The organism is Mycobacterium scrofulaceum (assembly GCF_001667885.1).
Lineage (GTDB): Bacteria > Actinomycetota > Actinomycetes > Mycobacteriales > Mycobacteriaceae > Mycobacterium > Mycobacterium scrofulaceum_C.
This window is the reverse complement of sequence record NZ_LZJW01000091.1, coordinates 1-15,726: the sequence shown is the minus strand read 5'-3', so window position 1 is coordinate 15,726 and position 15,726 is coordinate 1. Positions and strand designations below refer to the sequence as shown.

Below are 15,726 nucleotides of genomic sequence, written 5' to 3'. Positions count from 1 at the left end.
CCCCGCGTCCCCCGAATGCGCGTGCGCCGTCGCGCTAGAGTGACCGCGGTGGCCGAGCGCCACGCCAGTGTGACGGTGCAGCAGGAGGGACACATGACCGGGCACGAATCCTTCGTCCTGCCGCTCTACATTCCCCAAGACGTCGACATGGCCGCGATCAAGGCGCAGGTCGCCACCGATGGCGTCAGCGCGCCGCCCGCGGCCCTGCCCGCGCTGCTCGACGTCGTCAACCAGGCGCGCGCGCACGGCATCAACCTCAAGATCGTGCTGCTCGATCACAACCCGCCCAACGACACCCCGCTGCGCGACATCTCCACGGTGGTCGGCGCCGACTACCACGATTCGACCGTCCTGACGCTCAGCCCCAGCTACGTCGGCAGCTACAGCACCCAGTTCCCACGGGTCACCCTGGAGGCCGGCGAGGACATCGCCAAGACCGGCAACCCGGTGGTTTCGGCGCAGCATTTCGTGGGCGAGTTGGAGGGCCACGAGTTCCCGTGGACGGGGCTCACCATCTTCCTGCTGCTCGCGGTCTTCGCGGCCGCCGTCGGCACCCGCCTCCTGCAGGTTCGCGCCCGGCGGTCAGCAACCCCGGCGGATTCGGCGGGAGCGCAGGAAGTGACGCCGACCAATACGGCCTAGCCACGCTTTCCGGCGCGGCGCGCCCGGTCGGTCGTTCGCGCGCCGGCCGCCGCGGCAAACACGCCAGGTCACCGTTCGGTCACATTAAACGCACGTAGAGAGTGCGATTTCCGTGGAGCGTTTGCACGCCCAAGAGTGTGACGTACGGTGCAAATGATGCTGGTGTTGTCTTTGGCGCCTCCTGAGAGCCCTGTGGCCGGCGCCGCCCGTCGCGTTGAGCCGTAGGAGACCTGAGTCGAATGAGACGCACACGCCCGGGCTCCGCTGCGCGGCCGGTCGCGAGGCTGGTCCGGCCGGTCGTGCCATCAGTCGTGAGCGTGGCCCTGCTGCTCTGTACGCCGGGGCTCGCCCAGGCTGATCCCGGAACCGACAACCTGGCCGGTCTGATCGCCAACGTCGCCAAGGCCAACCAGCGCCTGGAGAACCTGAGCGCCGAAATCCAGACGGAACAGGAAAGCGTCAACAAGGCCCTGGTCGACGTCGAAACCTCCCGCGACAACGCCGTCGCCGCCCAACACGACCTGGAGGCCAGCCAGCAGGCCGTCAAAGACGCCAACGCCGCGATCGCCGCGGCGCAACAGCGGTTCGACACGTTCGCCGCGGCCACCTATATGAACGGCCCGTCGAGCAGTTACCTGACCGCCAGCAGTCCCGACGAGATCATCGCGACCGAGGCCGCCGCCAAGACCCTGTCCGCGAGTTCCCAAACCGTGATGGCCAAGCTGCAGCGGGCGCGCACCGAACAGGTGAACAAGGAATCGGCGGCGCGGCTCGCCAAGCAGAAGGCCGACAAGGCCGCCGCCGACGCCAAGGGCAGCCAGGACGCCGCGGTGGCGGCCCTGACCGATTCCAAGCGCAAGTTCGACGAACAGCGCGAACAGGTCACCCGACTCGCCGCCGAACGCGACGAGGCCCAGGCGAAACTCGACGCCGCCAAACGGCAGTGGTCGACCGGCCCGGGCGCGTCCGCCCCGGCATCGGGCGACCGGTGGGAGACCGGCTCGCCGGGTGCGCCGGCGCCGCGGGCCGGAGCCCGCCGGTGGGACGGCGCCTGGGACCCCACCCTGCCGATGATCCCGAGCGCCAACGTCCCCGGTGACCCGATCGCGGTCATCAACCAGGTGCTGGGCATCTCGGCCACCTCGACGCAGGTCACCGCCGGACTGGGCCGCAACTTCCTGCAGCAACTCGGCATCCTCAAGCCCGATGACACCGGCATCACCAACGCGGCCCCCGGCGGGACGTCCGGGCGGATCCCGCGGGTGTACGGCCGCCAGGCCACCGAATACGTGATCCGGCGCGGCATGTCGCAGATCGGCGTGCCGTACTCCTGGGGCGGTGGCAACGCCGCCGGGCCCAGCAAGGGCATCGACTCGGGCGCCGGCATCACCGGCTTCGACTGCTCGGGTCTCGTCCTGTACTCGTTCGCCGGGGTGGGCATCAAGCTGCCGCACTACTCGGGCTCGCAGTACAACCTGGGCCGCAAGATCCCCTCCTCGCAGATGCGCCGCGGCGACGTGATCTTCTACGGCCCCGGCGGTAGCCAGCACGTGACGATCTACCTCGGTGACGGGCAGATGCTCGAGGCCCCCGACATCGGGCTGAAGGTCCGGGTCGCGCCGGTGCGCACCAGCGGCATGACGCCCTACGTAGTCCGCTACATCGAGTGGTGAACGAATGAGAATCGAACGGGGAGCCATGCGCCGCAAGCGGATTCGCCTGATCAACCTCACCTGGATCACCACCGTGGTGGCCGGGCTGATGTTGGCTGTCGCCGCCCCGACGCCCGTCGCCGTGGCCGACCCCGGTGGGTGGGATCCCACCCTGCCGGCGACGATCAGCGCCGGCGCTCCGGGTGATCCTCTTGCCGTCGCCAACGCGTCGCTGCAGGCCACCGCCCAGGCCACCCAAACGACGATGGACCTCGGCCGGCAATTCCTCGGCGGACTCGGAATCAACATCCTGGGCGATCCCGCTCCGACCGCGGCCAGCCCCACCAACCCGGGCGGCAAGATCCCGCGAGTCTACGGCCGCCAGGCCATCGAGTACGTGATCAAGCGGATGGGGTCGCAGATGGGCGTGCCCTACTCGTGGGGCGGTGGTTCGCTGGACGGCCCGAGCAAGGGCGTCGGCGACGGCGCGAACATCACCGGCTTCGACTGCTCGGGCCTGATGCGGTACGGCTTCGCCGGGGTCGGCGTCCTGATTCCGCGGTTCTCCGGCGACCAGTACAACGCCGGCCGGCACATCCCGCCCGACCAGGCCCGGCGCGGCGACCTGATCTTCTACGGCCCGAACGGCGGCCAGCACGTGACGATGTATCTGGGCAACGGCCAGATGCTGGAGGCGTCCAGCCTCGCGGGTCACGTCACCGTCAGCCCGGTTCGCAAGCCCGGCATGACGCCGTTCCTGACTAGGATCATCGAGTACTGATCCAGGTTCGTTGCTGGGCGGCCCGCCCGGCTGGACGCCGGGGGCGAACCACCAGCGTCGACGGAATCCGGCGGGCCTGGAATAGTTGGACGCGGGCACGTCGCGGCCCCACGACAGTGGTGGTGCAAGCAGTCGTGTCCGAATGAGCTGTGGAGGGTTATTGATGACAGCAGCAGGTGGGCCGCCTCAGGGCGCCAGCGGTTACCCGGGCCCGGGTGGTCCTTCCGGCTCGCCGGCCCATGAGGCGCCGTCCGGCGGCGGCAACGGCCTGGCCGCCGAGGTGCACACCCTGGAGCGGGCCATCTTCGAGGTCAAGCGGATCATCGTCGGCCAGGACCAGCTGGTCGAGCGGATGCTGGTCGGCCTGCTCTCCAAGGGCCACGTGTTGCTCGAGGGCGTTCCCGGCGTGGCCAAGACGCTGGCCGTCGAGACCTTCGCCAAGGTGGTGGGCGGAACGTTCGCCCGCATCCAGTTCACGCCCGACCTGGTGCCCACCGACATCATCGGTACCCGCATCTACCGTCAGGGCAAGGAAGAATTCGACACCGAGCTCGGCCCGGTGGTGGTGAACTTCCTGCTTGCCGACGAGATCAACCGCGCGCCGGCCAAGGTGCAGTCGGCGCTGCTGGAGGTCATGCAGGAACGCCACGTGTCGATCGGCGGCAAGACGTTCGACCTGCCCAACCCGTTCCTGGTGATGGCCACCCAGAACCCGATCGAGCACGAGGGCGTCTACCCGCTGCCCGAGGCCCAGCGCGACCGCTTCCTGTTCAAGATCAACGTCGGCTACCCGTCGCCCGAAGAGGAACGCGAGATCATCTACCGGATGGGCGTGCGTCCGCCCGAGCCCAAGCAGATCCTGAACACCGGCGACCTGATCCGGCTGCAGGACATCGCGGCCAACAACTTCGTCCACCACGCGCTGGTCGACTACGTGGTGCGCGTCGTGACCGCCACCCGCCACCCCGAGCAGCTGGGCATGAACGACGTCAAGACCTGGATTTCGTTCGGTGCGTCCCCACGCGCCTCGCTGGGCATCATCGCCGCGTCGCGCTCGCTGGCGCTGGTGCGCGGCCGCGATTACGTGATCCCGCAAGACGTCGTGGACGTCATTCCCGACGTGCTGCGCCACCGGTTGGTGCTGACGTACGACGCGCTCGCCGACGAGATCTCGCCGGAGATCGTCATCAACCGGGTGCTGCAGACGGTCGCCCTGCCTCAGGTCAATGCCGTTCCGCAGCAGGGGCAGTCGGTGCCCCCGGTGATGCAGCCCGCCGGCGCGGCTAGCGGTCGGTGACGGATCCCAAGCAGCCGGCGGTGACGCATCCGCCCTCGATGCAGCGCGGGCAGATCGTCGACCCGAAGCTGGCAGCGGCGCTGCGGCAACTCGAGCTGACGGTCAAGCGCAAGCTCGACGGCGTCCTGCACGGTGACCACCTCGGCCTGATCCCGGGGCCGGGCTCCGAGCCGGGCGAATCGCGCGAGTACCAGCCCGGCGACGACGTCCGGCGGATGGACTGGGCGGTCACCGCGCGCACGACGCACCCCCACGTCCGGCAGATGATCGCCGACCGCGAGCTGGAAACGTGGCTGGTGGTCGACATGTCGGCGAGCCTGGATTTCGGCACCGTGGGTTGCGAGAAGCGGGACCTGGCGGTGGCGGCCGCGGCCGCGATCACGTTTCTCAACAGCGGCGGCGGTAACCGGCTCGGCGCGCTGATCTCCAACGGCCAGACGACGATCCGGGTTCCGGCGCGCTCCGGGCGGCAGCACGAACAGACGCTGCTGCGCACCATCGCCACCACCCCCAGGGCGCCGGTCGGGGTGCGGGGGGATCTGGCGACGACCATCGACGCGCTGCGCCGGCCGGAGCGCCGCCGCGGCATGGCGGTGATCATCAGCGACTTCCTGGGGCCGATCAACTGGATGCGTCCGCTGCGGGCGATCGCGGCGCGCCATGAGGTGCTGGCCGTCGAGGTGCTCGACCCCCGCGATGTCGAGCTGCCCGACATCGGCGACGTCGTGTTGCAGGACGCCGAATCCGGGGTCACCCGCGAGTTCACCATCGATCCCCAGCTGCGCGACGATTTCGCCAAGGCCGCCGCAGCGCACCGCGCGGAGGTGGCGCGCACCGTGCGCAGCTGCGGGGCGCCGATCCTGACGCTGCGCACCGACCGCGACTGGATCGCCGACATCGTCCGTTTCGTCGAGTCCCGCCGCCGCGGGGCGATGGCGGGACGGCAGTGACGGCCATTTTGACCGGGGCGCACAGACACACCAAGACGGTTTTATGACACTGCCATTGCTCGGTCCGATATCGCTGTCCGGCTTCGAACACTCCTGGTTCTTCCTTTTCCTGCTGGTCGTGTTCGCGCTGGCCGCGATGTACATCCTCATGCAGCTGGCCCGGCAGCGCCGGATGCTGCGCTTCGCCAACATGGAGCTGCTGGAAAGCGTTGCGCCGCAACGGCCGTCGCGATGGCGGCACGTGCCGGCGATCCTGCTGGTCGCGTCGCTGGTGCTGTTCACGATCGCGATGGCGGGGCCGACCAACGACGTCCGCATTCCCCGCAACCGCGCGGTGGTGATGCTGGTGATCGACGTGTCGCAGTCGATGCGTGCCACCGACGTGCAGCCCAACCGGATGGCGGCCGCGCAGGAGGCGGCCAAGCAGTTCGCCGACGAGCTGACCCCCGGCATCAACCTGGGGCTGATCGAGTATGCGGGCACGGCCACCGTGCTGGTGTCGCCGACGACCAACCGCGACGCGACCAAGAACGCGCTGGACAAGCTGCAGTTCGCCGACCGCACCGCCACCGGGGAAGGCATCTTCACCGCGTTGCAGGCGATCGCGACGGTCGGCGCCGTGATCGGCGGCGGTGACAAACCACCGCCGGCGCGCATCGTGCTCTTCTCCGACGGCAAGGAGACGATGCCGACCAATCCCGACAACCCCAAGGGCGCCTTCACCGCCGCGCGCACCGCCAAGGACCAGGGCGTGCCAATCTCGACGATCTCGTTCGGCACCCCGTACGGCTTCGTCGAGATCAACGACCAGCGCCAGCCGGTGCCCGTCGACGACACGACGATGAAGAAGGTCGCCGAGCTCTCCGGTGGGAGCTGGTACAACGCCGCCAGCCTCGCCGAGCTCAAGGCGGTCTACGCGACGCTGCAGCAGCAGATCGGCTACGAGACCATCAAGGGCGACGCCAGCGTGGGCTGGGTTCGGCTGGGCGCCCTGGTGTTGGCCCTTGCGGCGCTCGCGGCGCTGCTCATCAACCGACGCCTGCCGACCTAATTCCGGTTCCAGCCCGCGAGCGTAAGCTGGCTGCGATTGCAGGCCCGGATTTTCGCAGTGTGGTTACATTCGCGAAGCGCGCGCCTCGCTGACCCGGCGGATTATTTCGTCGCGGTGATGTTCGGCGATGACTCTGACGACAATCCACCCGTGACGCTCGATCATCTCGAGCCGGCGGACGTCCTTGACGTATTGATAGCGACTCGCTCGATGCTGGTCGCCGTCATACTCGACAGCGACCTTGATGTCGTCCCAACCCATGTCCAAATACGCCACGACGCAGCCCCATTCGTTGAGCACGGGGATCTGCGTCTGGGGAGCCGGAAATCCGGCCGCAATTAACAGCAGCCGCAACCAGGTCTCCTTGGGCGATTGCGCCCCACCGTCGACGAGTCCGAGCGCGACGCGAGCAGCCTTCATTCCCCGGCGCCCCCGATACCGCTCGAGCAGAGGCTCGATGTCGGCCATTTTCAGATCGGTCGCCTGCACGAGGGCATCGATCGCAGCTACAGAGATGCCCAATCGGCTTCGCCTGGCCAGGTCAAGGGCCGTTCGGGGCGGCGTCGTGACCCGCATGCCGTCGACGACCGTGATCTCGTCGGCTTCGATGCGCTCTTCCCAGACCTGCACGCCCGTTCCGGGACAGCGGTTGGTGTCGATGATCGCCGGGGGTGAAGTCGGGTCTATCCACCTCGACCCGTGCAGCGCTGAGGCGGAGAACCCCGCGAGTACGCCGCGGCGTCGAGACCGCAACCAACAGGCCTTCGCTCGCAATGCCGCCGTCAGCTCGGCGTCTTTGCGGACATAGACATCTTTGTGCAGGCGCATATACCGACTGCGCAGCTGATAGGGCGTCAGCGCGCCGGCGGCCAGAGCTTCACTGCCGAGAAACGGGTCCGTCATGGTCGAAAGTGTGCTGAGTCACACCGACAACGGCCCGCGAGCGTAACGGCGCTGCGAAACATCGACCCGAAAATCGCTGCCTGGTTACGCTCGCGGCGTGAATTGGGGGAGGTTACCGAGCCACGACGCCGAGGCGCTAGGTTGACGGGGTGACTGACACGGCCACCGAGAACACCTCCGAAAGTGCCGCCACCGGCGGCAAACCCGCATTCGTATCCCGCTCAGTCCTGGTGACGGGCGGAAACCGGGGCATCGGGCTGGCGATCGCGCAGCGTCTCGCCGCCGACGGCCACAAGGTGGCCGTCACGCACCGCGGATCCGGGGCGCCCGAGGGACTGTTCGGCGTCGTGTGTGACGTCACCGACAACGAGGCCGTCGACCGCGCGTTCAAAGAGGTCGAAGAGCACCAGGGGCCGGTCGAGGTGCTGGTATCCAATGCCGGCATCTCCAAAGACGCCTTCCTGATCCGGATGACCGAGGAGCGCTTCACCGAGGTCATCAACGCGAACCTCACCGGGGCGTTCCGGGTGGCCCAGCGGGCGTCGCGCAGCATGCAGCGCAAGCGGTTCGGCCGCATCATCTTCATCGGGTCGGTCTCGGGCATGTGGGGCATCGGCAACCAGTCCAACTACGCGGCGGCCAAGGCCGGCCTGATCGGCATGGCACGCTCGATCTCCCGCGAGCTGTCCAAGGCCGGGGTGACCGCCAACGTGGTCGCCCCCGGCTACATCGACACCGAGATGACCCGCGCCTTGGACGAGCGGATCCAGGCGGGCGCGCTGGAATTCATCCCGGCCAAGCGGGTCGGCACCGCCGAGGACGTCGCGGGGGCGGTCAGCTTCCTGGCGTCCGAGGACGCGGGCTACATCGCCGGCGCGGTCATCCCCGTCGACGGCGGCATGGGCATGGGCCACTGAAATCACCCACGACACAAGCACATTAAGGACGGACATGGCAGGACTGCTCGAGGGCAAACGGGTTCTGGTCAGCGGGATCATCACCGACTCGTCGATCGCGTTTCACATCGCCAAGGTCGCCCAGGAGGCCGGCGCGCAGTTGGTGCTCACCGGATTCGACCGGCTGCGGCTGATCCAGCGCATCGCGGACCGGTTGCCGGAGAAGGCCCCGCTGATCGAACTCGACGTGCAGAACGAGAAGCACTTGGACACGCTCGCCGAGCGGGTCACCGCCGAGATCGGTGAGGGCAACAAGCTCGACGGCGTGGTGCACTCGATCGGCTTCATGCCGCAGACCGGCATGGGCATCAACCCGTTCTTCGACGCGCCTTACGAGGACGTCTCCAAGGGCATCCACATCTCCGCGTACTCGTATGCCTCGCTGGCCAAGGCGCTGCTGCCGATCATGAACCCCGGCGGGTCCATCGTCGGCATGGACTTCGACCCCAGCCGGGCCATGCCGGCCTACAACTGGATGACGGTGGCCAAGAGCGCGCTCGAATCGGTCAACCGGTTCGTGGCCCGCGAGGCCGGCAAGTTCGGTGTGCGATCGAACCTCGTTGCGGCGGGCCCCATCCGGACCTTGGCGATGTCCGCGATCGTCGGAGGTGCGCTCGGCGAGGAGGCCGGCGCCCAGATGCAACTGCTCGAAGAGGGCTGGGACCAGCGCGCGCCGATCGGCTGGAACATGAAGGACCCCACACCCGTGGCCAAGACGGTGTGCGCCCTGCTTTCGGACTGGCTGCCGGCCACCACCGGCGCCATCATCTTCGCCGACGGCGGCGCCAGCACCCAGTTACTCTAGGCACCAATGGAATTCGACGCCGTCCTGCTGCTGTCCTTCGGCGGGCCGGAGGGGCCCGAGCAGGTGCGGCCGTTCCTGGAGAACGTCACCCGTGGGCGCAACGTGCCCCCCGAGCGCCTGGACGACGTCGCCGAGCACTACCTGCATTTCGGCGGGGTGTCACCGATCAACGGCATCAACCGCGCCCTGATCGAGGAGCTGCGGGCGGAACTGAACCTGCCGGTCTATTTCGGTAACCGCAACTGGGAGCCCTACGTCGAAGACACCGTTTCGGCCATGCGGGACAACGGAGTTCGCCGCGCAGCCGTATTCACCACGTCGGCGTGGAGCGGCTACTCCAGCTGCACGCAGTACACCGAGGACATCGCCCGCGCGCGGCGGGCGGCCGGCGCGGACGCGCCCGAACTGGTCAAGCTGCGACCGTACTTCGACCACCCGCTCTTCGTCGAGATGTTCGCCGGCAGCGTCGCCGCCGCCGCGCAGACCGTTCCCGACGGCGCCCGCCTGGTGTTCACCGCGCATTCGGTCCCGGTGGCCGCCGACCAGCGCCTCGGCCCCAAGCTCTACAGTCGCCAAGTCGCCTACGCCGCAAGGCTGGTCGCGGCCGCGGCCGGCTACGCGGATTTCGACCTCGCCTGGCAATCGCGGTCCGGCCCGCCGCAGGTGCCGTGGTTGGAGCCCAGCGTCGAGGACCATCTTGCGGCGCTGGCGGCCTCGGGCACGAAGGCCGTCGTCGTCTGCCCGATCGGGTTCGTCGCCGACCACATCGAGGTGGTGTGGGATCTCGACGAGGAATTGCGCTCCCAGGCCGAGGCGGCGGGTTTGGCGTTCGCCCGGGCCGCTACACCTAACGCCGATCGCCGATTCGCCCGGCTCGCAGCCGATTTGATCGATGAACTGCGCACCGGCCGTGCCCCCGCCAGGGTGGCTGGCCCCGACCCGGTGCCCGGCTGCCTCGCCAGCCTCGACGGCGCGCCGTGCCGCCCGCCGCACTGCGCCGCGGCCGAAAACGCCGTAGCGGGCTAGTCAGCCCACGCGGAGTGCAGGATTGCGGTGACGGCGGCCATCCGCGCCGAACGCACGACGGCGGTCAACGGCCGCAGGGCGTCACTGGCGATGCGCGCCTCCGATGAGGATTGCGTGCCGAAGGGCTCCGGGACGGCGACGACGGGCGCCGTGAAGCGATCCGGCGAATCGGGGGAGCGGCTGAGTCCGGCGCTGACCGCGATGATGGCGTCGACGTGCGCGGCGTTCTCCAGCACGCGCAACGCCCGGGACGGCGCATGGTCGGGAATCCGGTGCTGCCGTGCGGATTCCAGCAACTGCTCGACGAGCCCACGCGGATCGTCGACGTCGGCCGCGGCCGACCCCAGGCCGATGGCACCGAGAGCGTCGGCGGCCGACCGGACCGCCGACCGCAGCGTGTATTCGGCGTCTCCGAGCTCGTAGTGGTCGAGCACCGGCGCGCCCGGCAGCGAATACACCGTCCAGGACAGCGCGCACAATTCCGGGAAGTCCGTCGCCTCTTCGTCATAGGAGAACTCGGGGACCAGCCCCACGGCGGTGGCGGGATCGGTGGGATTGGCGATGATGATCGCCTCGCCCGCCGCCAGGGCGTCACGCTCGAACTGGGTTCCGGGGGCCAGCCCCCGCACATCGCCGGGCACCGGCAAAAGCACGTTGATGGTTCCGACCAGCCGCCCCGGACCGGTGGCGGTGGGCGCCGATCGACCGACCGCGGCGCGCAGCGTCTGCAGCAGCGTCACCGTTCCGGCGTCGTTCACATCCGGCCACGGCAGCCCGGTGTGGCCCGCGGCCACCGCATCATACGCGGTGACCGATTGCTTTGGAGCCCATACCGATAACGCGTCCAAGACGTCGTCGGGCGCGGCCTTGCCCGCGAGCCAGGCATTGGCCCACAGGGACAGCGAGACACTGGGACACCACACGATTCCGCAGTGTAGTTGTTTTGCCCGGCAAAGGCGGATCACGCGTATTCTGACGGCATGCACGCTGCGGTGCTTTGGCTAATATTCGCGCTGGTGCTTGCCGGTGCGGAGGCGCTCACCGGCCATATGTTTTTGGTGATGCTCGGCGGCGGGGCGCTGGCGGCGGCAACCACCAGCTGGCTGACGGACTGGCCCGGCTGGGCCAACGGCACGGTGTTCCTCATCGTCTCGGTGCTGCTGTTGGTGCTGGTTCGCCCGGCGCTGCGGCAGCGACTGACACCGGCGCACGTGCCGCGGCTGGGTATCGAGGCGTTGGAGGGCAAGAAGGCGCTGGTGCTCGAGCGGATCGGCCGCGACGAGGGGCAGGTGAAGCTCGACGGCGAGGTGTGGACGGCGCGTCCCCTCAACGAGGGCGATGTCTACGAACCGGGGGAGTCGGTGACCGTCTTGCAGATCGACGGTGCGACGGCGGTGGTCTTCAAGAGCAGTCCTTAAAGGAGTGCGCGACGACGCTGAGAGACCCTGGTAGAGAAAGGAACTCCCGTGCAAGGTGCGGTTGCAGGTTTGGTGTTGTTAGCCGTCCTGGTGATATTCGCCATAATCGTGGTGGCCAAGTCGGTCGCCCTGATACCGCAGGCCGAGGCCGCGGTGATCGAGCGGCTGGGGCGATATAGCCGGACGGTCAGTGGCCAGCTGACGCTGTTGGTGCCGTTCATCGACCGGGTGCGCGCCCGGGTGGACCTGCGCGAGCGGGTGGTGTCGTTCCCACCGCAGCCGGTGATCACCGAGGACAACCTGACGCTGAACATCGACACCGTGGTCTACTTCCAGGTCACCGTCCCGCAGGCCGCCGTCTACGAGATCAGCAACTACATCGTCGGCGTCGAGCAGCTGACCACCACCACCCTGCGCAACGTGGTCGGCGGAATGACGCTCGAGCAGACGCTGACCTCCCGCGACCAGATCAACGGCCAGCTGCGCGGCGTCCTCGACGAGGCCACCGGCCGCTGGGGGCTGCGCGTCGCGCGGGTCGAGCTGCGCAGCATCGACCCGCCGCCCTCGATCCAGGCCTCGATGGAAAAGCAGATGAAGGCCGACCGCGAGAAGCGGGCGATGATCCTGACCGCCGAAGGGAACCGGCAGGCCGCGATCACCCAGGCCGAGGGGGCCAAGCAGGCGCAGATCCTGGCGGCCGAGGGCGCCAAACAGGCCGCGATCCTGGCCGCCGAGGCGGACCGGCAGTCCCGGATGCTGCGCGCCCAGGGTGAGCGCGCGGCGGCTTACCTGCGGGCGCAGGGTCAGGCCAAGGCCATCGAGAAGACCTTCGCCGCGATCAAGGCCGGCAGGCCGACCCCGGAGATGCTGGCCTACCAGTACCTGCAGACGCTGCCGGAGATGGCGCGCGGCGACGCCAACAAGGTCTGGGTCGTGCCCAGCGATTTCGGCGCGGCGTTGCAGGGATTCACCAAGCTGCTCGGTACCCCCGGCGAGGACGGCGTGTTCCGATTCCAGCCATCACCGGTCGAGGACGCACCCAAGCACAGCGCCGACGACGACGCGGAGACCGCCGACTGGTTCTCCACCGAGACCGACCCGGCGATCGCGCAGGCGGTGGCCAAGGCCGAGGCGAGTGCCCGCCAGCCGGTGGATGGCACGCTGCCCGGGGCGCCGCCGCAGTTGGCCCAATAGGATTGCTCCATGAGCGTTTTCACTTCACCGAAGACCTACGTCGCGCTCGGCGCGTTCCACGCCGTGGACGCGGTGGCGTGCGGCGTCCAGGTGGCTCCGATCAAGAAGGTTCTCGATGACGTCGGGCTGCCGGAGAACGTCCGGCCCGTGCTGCCGGTGGTGAAGGCGGCCGCCGCGGTGGGCCTGCTGTCGGTCACCCGCTTCCCGGGCCTGGCGCGGCTGACCACCGCGATGCTGACGCTCTATTTCGTGCTGGCGCTCGGCGCGCACATCCGGGTACGGGACAAGGTCGCCAACGCCCTGCCGGCGGCCATGTTCCTGGCCACCTTCGCCGTCATGACGGCGAAGGGTCCCGACCGCGCCTAGTCGACGCGCAGCTCGACCAACGGCAACGGCGCGCCGGTGTCGGTGATCGCAGCGCCCAGCGTGCCCTCCAGCACCGGCCGCATCCGTTCCCACGCCTTCGGGTGACGACCGCGGTACGCGGCCAGGGTACGGTCCACCTCATCTTGGGTCATCACCCGTGCCGTGGCTCGTCTGGGCGCACGGCTGCCCGCGTAGACGCGCACCCGCGGCTGGGCCTCAATGTTGCGGAACCACTGCGCTTTTCGACCGAATCCGGAGGCCACGACGTAGGTGGCCGGGGCGGGGTGGTCGACGACTTCGAGGACGGCATAGCGCCGTGCGCCCGAGTTGCGACCGGTGTGCTCGAGCATCAGCATGCGGGATCCGAACAGCGCGCCCGCGCGGGCCTTGAAGAGCCAGATCGGCGCGCGCACCAGGCGGCGCGATCGGAGCAGTCGCTCGGCGAGTTGCGGGAGGGACGACACGGTTACGCGTGCGGCGCCGGCGGCAACGGCGGCGCGGGCACGAGCGCGGGCGCGGACGTGGGCAACGGCGGTGAGGTGTAAATGCACCCGCCTCCGCCCGCCGACTGTGACGACAGCGGCGGCGGGTAGGGCGGCGGGGGAAGCTGAACCCGGACCGTCCACACCAACCCGGTGATCGCGAGGGTGGCGAGGACGCCGATTAGAAGGCCGGCCAGCCCGGCGATGATGGCGACGCCGGTCGGGAAGCGGCGGGTTCCGATGTTGTCCGAGGTCATGCGGCTCTCCACGGTCGTCGGAGGTCGGTGACTTCAGACGCTACTGGCGAGACGCCCGCCGCCGCCACGATTCTGCGGATCGTGACGGCGGCTGGCCGGTCAGCTGTGTGGCGCAGGGGAGGGCGGCGGCGGTGGCGGCAAGGCTTCACCCGGCGGCGGCGGGACGAAGCCTCGCGGGGGACCGGGCGGCCCGGGCGGCGGCGCGAACCCGAATCCGCCGGGCGCGGGCCCACCCATCGGCGGGGGCGGTGGGCCCTGATGCAGCGCCATCATCGGCGGCGGACCCGGCAGCGGCGGGGGACCGGGCGGGCCCGCGCTGATGATCCAGGCGAAGGCGATCGCCGCGATGGTGCCGACGGCGCCGATCAGCGCGCCCGCCACCCCGGCCCCGACCACGACGCCCGTGGCGTAGCGGCGGGGCTCACGTGGTTGCGGTGCCGCCGGCGGCGGTGGATTGGTGTCGATCTCGTCGTTTGTGGTCATGGCATCGGACGGTAGGAGGCGGATCTGAAGTGGACCTGAAGAAGCGGTGGCCCCGTCCGTCACTCCTGTCACCAGCGACGGCGAGCGGCGTTGTGCCCGCCTCGCAGCGACAATCCCGGAGATGCCACCAAGGAGGGTTTGTCGCTCTGAGGCGGGCACTCAGACACCCGCCGCCATTCCCGCGAGAAGTGGAACTGCCGTGACCGACGGGGCGCCGCGACGGCTTCAGGTTGGTTTCAGGACCGGCGTCGACAATGGAGTCATGACGAACTGCCCGCGCGCGGCCGCCGGCCACTTCAGCGTCGGTGCGCCGCGGGTTCTGGTGGTCGAGGACTCCGAGACGATCCGCGAGATGGTGAGCGAGGCGCTCGCCGACGTCGGCTATCACACCGTGGGCCGGTGTGACGGTGACGGGTTGGAGGAGGTGCTCGACGGGCTCCGGCCGGACCTGGTGGTGCTCGACGTCATGCTGCCGGGACGCGACGGCTTCGACCTCATCGACGTCCTCCGCGACTGGGGCGACGTGGGGATCGTCTTGATCACGGCGCGCGACGGCCTGCACGATCGGCTGCGCGGCTTGGACGGTGGGGCCGACGACTACGTGATCAAACCGTTCGAGCTGGCCGAACTGGTGTCACGGGTCGGCGCGGTTCTGCGGCGGCGCGGACGGCTGCCGCAGGTCGTTCAGGTCGGCGACCTGATGCTGGACCCCGACGCCGGGGTGGCCGCGCGTGGCGGCAGTCTCCTCGATGTGACCGCGACCGAGCTGCGGCTGCTGGCTTTCCTGGTGGAGCAGCGCGGCCGCATCGTCAGCGCCGGCCAGATCCTGAACGCGGTGTGGGGGTACGACGCCTACGACCCCAACCTGGTCCAGGTGCATGTCAGTGGATTGCGGCGCAAACTCGAAGCCCACGGGCCGCGGATCCTGCACACCGTTCGCGGCATCGGCTACCGGTTGCAGCCTCAGCGATCATGACGGCCGCCCCCGCGACTCGGACCCCGTCGCTGCAGCGCCGCGTGACGCTGGTGGTGGTGGCGTTGCTCGCCCTGCTGCTAGTGGTGCTCGGCGTGACGGTCGATCTCAGCCTGGGCGTCCTCGCCCGCAGGAACCTGCACGACCGGCTGCTCGCCGCCGCGTCGCGGGCCGAGGCGCTGGACGCCGCGCACACCTCGCCCGATCTGATGGCCGCCGAACTCAACGGCGGCGGTGTGCGGGCACTGCTGATCACCGCCGACGGCGCGGCGTACGGCGACCGCGGCATCAGCCCCGATACCGTCGCCGGTCCCGTCGTCCCGCCGCCCTTTCCACCGCCGCCACCCTTGCCTCCACCACCGCCGTTCGCGCCCGGCCCGAACTTCCCGCCGCCCGGCCTTCCGCCCTGGCCACCGCGAGGCTTCGTCCCGCCGCCGCCGGGTGAAGCCTTGCCGCCACCGCCGCCGCCCTCCCCTGCGCCACACAGCTG

At 69.4% G+C, this 15,726-nt stretch carries 18 protein-coding genes and 1 pseudogene; 14 read left to right on the top strand and 5 right to left on the bottom strand.

Annotation, left to right across the window (positions count from 1 at the left end):
• Positions 1 to 93 precede the first annotated feature (93 nt).
• The 6 genes from A5681_RS14160 to A5681_RS14135 all read left to right on the top strand — a co-directional run bounded on the left by A5681_RS14160 (position 94) and on the right by A5681_RS14135 (position 6,373).
• Positions 94 to 642 carry a DUF6676 family protein gene (locus tag A5681_RS14160; RefSeq protein ID WP_067275687.1) on the top strand — a complete coding sequence of 183 codons (549 nt, stop codon included), beginning with the start codon at positions 94 to 96 and terminating at the stop codon, positions 640 to 642.
• 239 nt (positions 643 to 881) lie between these two features.
• Positions 882 to 2,315 (top strand): NlpC/P60 family peptidoglycan endopeptidase RipA, encoded by a 1,434-nt coding sequence (gene ripA, locus A5681_RS14155; protein ID WP_067275515.1) that lies wholly within the window; start codon positions 882 to 884, stop codon positions 2,313 to 2,315.
• Positions 2,316 to 2,340: 25 nt separating this feature from the next.
• Positions 2,341 to 3,075 carry an NlpC/P60 family peptidoglycan endopeptidase RipB gene (gene ripB / locus A5681_RS14150; protein ID WP_067275513.1) on the top strand — a complete coding sequence of 245 codons (735 nt, stop codon included), beginning with the start codon at positions 2,341 to 2,343 and terminating at the stop codon, positions 3,073 to 3,075.
• Between the two features lie 163 nt (positions 3,076 to 3,238).
• Entirely contained in the window at positions 3,239 to 4,372 is a 1,134-nt protein-coding gene (locus A5681_RS14145; protein ID WP_067275511.1) for an AAA family ATPase, read from the top strand.
• Positions 4,369 to 5,322: a DUF58 domain-containing protein gene (locus A5681_RS14140; protein WP_067275504.1), complete on the top strand. Its 954-nt coding sequence runs from the start codon at positions 4,369 to 4,371 to the stop codon at positions 5,320 to 5,322. Before A5681_RS14145 ends, A5681_RS14140 begins: the two co-directional genes overlap by 4 nt.
• Before the next feature lie 43 nt (positions 5,323 to 5,365).
• On the top strand, positions 5,366 to 6,373 hold the full coding sequence (locus A5681_RS14135) for a VWA domain-containing protein (protein WP_067275499.1): 1,008 nt from the start codon (positions 5,366 to 5,368) through the stop codon (positions 6,371 to 6,373).
• Between the two features lie 63 nt (positions 6,374 to 6,436).
• Here the strand turns inward: A5681_RS14135 and A5681_RS14130 are convergent, their stop codons facing one another.
• Positions 6,437 to 7,276: a hypothetical protein gene (locus A5681_RS14130; RefSeq protein WP_067275498.1), complete on the bottom strand. Its 840-nt coding sequence runs from the start codon at positions 7,274 to 7,276 to the stop codon at positions 6,437 to 6,439.
• Between the two features lie 149 nt (positions 7,277 to 7,425).
• Between A5681_RS14130 and fabG1 the strand changes: the two genes are divergently transcribed.
• From fabG1 to A5681_RS14115, 3 genes are read left to right on the top strand one after another with little or no spacing between them, the layout of a single operon-like run.
• The gene (fabG1, locus tag A5681_RS14125; protein ID WP_067275497.1) at positions 7,426 to 8,193 is read left to right on the top strand and encodes a 3-oxoacyl-ACP reductase FabG1; all 768 of its coding nucleotides are present in this window, start codon (positions 7,426 to 7,428) and stop codon (positions 8,191 to 8,193) included.
• A 34-nt stretch (positions 8,194 to 8,227) separates the two neighbouring features.
• Positions 8,228 to 9,037, top strand: a complete 810-nt coding sequence (gene inhA / locus A5681_RS14120) for an NADH-dependent enoyl-ACP reductase InhA (protein WP_067275496.1) — start codon at positions 8,228 to 8,230, stop codon at positions 9,035 to 9,037.
• 6 nt (positions 9,038 to 9,043) lie between these two features.
• Positions 9,044 to 10,063, top strand: a complete 1,020-nt coding sequence (locus A5681_RS14115; RefSeq protein WP_067275494.1) for a ferrochelatase — start codon at positions 9,044 to 9,046, stop codon at positions 10,061 to 10,063.
• On the opposite strand, the gene A5681_RS14110 is transcribed toward A5681_RS14115, so the two are convergent.
• A complete protein-coding gene (locus A5681_RS14110) occupies positions 10,060 to 10,986 on the bottom strand; it encodes a hypothetical protein (RefSeq protein ID WP_067275493.1) in 927 nt (308 codons plus the stop codon). The genes A5681_RS14115 and A5681_RS14110 overlap by 4 nt on opposite strands.
• 57 nt (positions 10,987 to 11,043) lie before the next feature.
• Between A5681_RS14110 and A5681_RS14105 the strand changes: the two genes are divergently transcribed.
• The 3 genes from A5681_RS14105 to A5681_RS14095 are packed head-to-tail and all read left to right on the top strand — an operon-like array spanning position 11,044 to position 13,041.
• Entirely contained in the window at positions 11,044 to 11,481 is a 438-nt protein-coding gene (locus A5681_RS14105; protein ID WP_067275489.1) for an NfeD family protein, read from the top strand.
• A gap of 48 nt (positions 11,482 to 11,529) precedes the next feature.
• Positions 11,530 to 12,675 carry an SPFH domain-containing protein gene (locus tag A5681_RS14100; RefSeq protein WP_067275487.1) on the top strand — a complete coding sequence of 382 codons (1,146 nt, stop codon included), beginning with the start codon at positions 11,530 to 11,532 and terminating at the stop codon, positions 12,673 to 12,675.
• A gap of 9 nt (positions 12,676 to 12,684) precedes the next feature.
• A complete protein-coding gene (locus A5681_RS14095; protein WP_067275485.1) occupies positions 12,685 to 13,041 on the top strand; it encodes a DoxX family protein in 357 nt (118 codons plus the stop codon).
• Here the strand turns inward: A5681_RS14095 and A5681_RS14090 are convergent.
• The 3 genes from A5681_RS14090 to A5681_RS14080 all read right to left on the bottom strand — a co-directional run bounded on the left by A5681_RS14090 (position 13,038) and on the right by A5681_RS14080 (position 14,263).
• Positions 13,038 to 13,505: a nitroreductase family deazaflavin-dependent oxidoreductase gene (locus A5681_RS14090; protein ID WP_067275482.1), complete on the bottom strand. Its 468-nt coding sequence runs from the start codon at positions 13,503 to 13,505 to the stop codon at positions 13,038 to 13,040. The genes A5681_RS14095 and A5681_RS14090 overlap by 4 nt on opposite strands.
• A 2-nt stretch (positions 13,506 to 13,507) precedes the next feature.
• Positions 13,508 to 13,780 carry a hypothetical protein gene (locus A5681_RS14085; RefSeq protein ID WP_067275478.1) on the bottom strand — a complete coding sequence of 91 codons (273 nt, stop codon included), beginning with the start codon at positions 13,778 to 13,780 and terminating at the stop codon, positions 13,508 to 13,510.
• A gap of 99 nt (positions 13,781 to 13,879) precedes the next feature.
• Positions 13,880 to 14,263: a hypothetical protein gene (locus A5681_RS14080; RefSeq protein WP_067275475.1), complete on the bottom strand. Its 384-nt coding sequence runs from the start codon at positions 14,261 to 14,263 to the stop codon at positions 13,880 to 13,882.
• A 262-nt stretch (positions 14,264 to 14,525) separates the two neighbouring features.
• Here A5681_RS14080 and A5681_RS14075 point away from each other — a divergent pair, with 262 nt between their 5' ends.
• Both A5681_RS14075 and A5681_RS14070 read left to right on the top strand, forming a co-directional pair.
• Positions 14,526 to 15,239 carry a response regulator transcription factor gene (locus tag A5681_RS14075; RefSeq protein WP_067275473.1) on the top strand — a complete coding sequence of 238 codons (714 nt, stop codon included), beginning with the start codon at positions 14,526 to 14,528 and terminating at the stop codon, positions 15,237 to 15,239.
• A pseudogene (locus A5681_RS14070) lies at positions 15,236 to 15,726 on the top strand (two-component sensor histidine kinase); the annotation flags it as partial. The gene A5681_RS14075 and the pseudogene A5681_RS14070, both read left to right, overlap by 4 nt.

Coding starts and splice junctions, on each gene's coding strand:
- A5681_RS14085 (WP_067275478.1), bottom strand. CDS start 13,780: ATGACCTCGGACAACATCGGAACCCGCCGCTTCCCGACCGGCGTCGCC.
- ripA (WP_067275515.1), top strand. CDS start 882: ATGAGACGCACACGCCCGGGCTCCGCTGCGCGGCCGGTCGCGAGGCTG.
- A5681_RS14160 (WP_067275687.1), top strand. CDS start 94: ATGACCGGGCACGAATCCTTCGTCCTGCCGCTCTACATTCCCCAAGAC.
- inhA (WP_067275496.1), top strand. CDS start 8,228: ATGGCAGGACTGCTCGAGGGCAAACGGGTTCTGGTCAGCGGGATCATC.
- A5681_RS14115 (WP_067275494.1), top strand. CDS start 9,044: ATGGAATTCGACGCCGTCCTGCTGCTGTCCTTCGGCGGGCCGGAGGGG.
- A5681_RS14075 (WP_067275473.1), top strand. CDS start 14,526: ATGACGAACTGCCCGCGCGCGGCCGCCGGCCACTTCAGCGTCGGTGCG.
- A5681_RS14080 (WP_067275475.1), bottom strand. CDS start 14,263: ATGACCACAAACGACGAGATCGACACCAATCCACCGCCGCCGGCGGCA.
- A5681_RS14105 (WP_067275489.1), top strand. CDS start 11,044: ATGCACGCTGCGGTGCTTTGGCTAATATTCGCGCTGGTGCTTGCCGGT.
- A5681_RS14145 (WP_067275511.1), top strand. CDS start 3,239: ATGACAGCAGCAGGTGGGCCGCCTCAGGGCGCCAGCGGTTACCCGGGC.
- A5681_RS14135 (WP_067275499.1), top strand. CDS start 5,366: ATGACACTGCCATTGCTCGGTCCGATATCGCTGTCCGGCTTCGAACAC.
- ripB (WP_067275513.1), top strand. CDS start 2,341: ATGCGCCGCAAGCGGATTCGCCTGATCAACCTCACCTGGATCACCACC.
- A5681_RS14095 (WP_067275485.1), top strand. CDS start 12,685: ATGAGCGTTTTCACTTCACCGAAGACCTACGTCGCGCTCGGCGCGTTC.
- A5681_RS14130 (WP_067275498.1), bottom strand. CDS start 7,276: ATGACGGACCCGTTTCTCGGCAGTGAAGCTCTGGCCGCCGGCGCGCTG.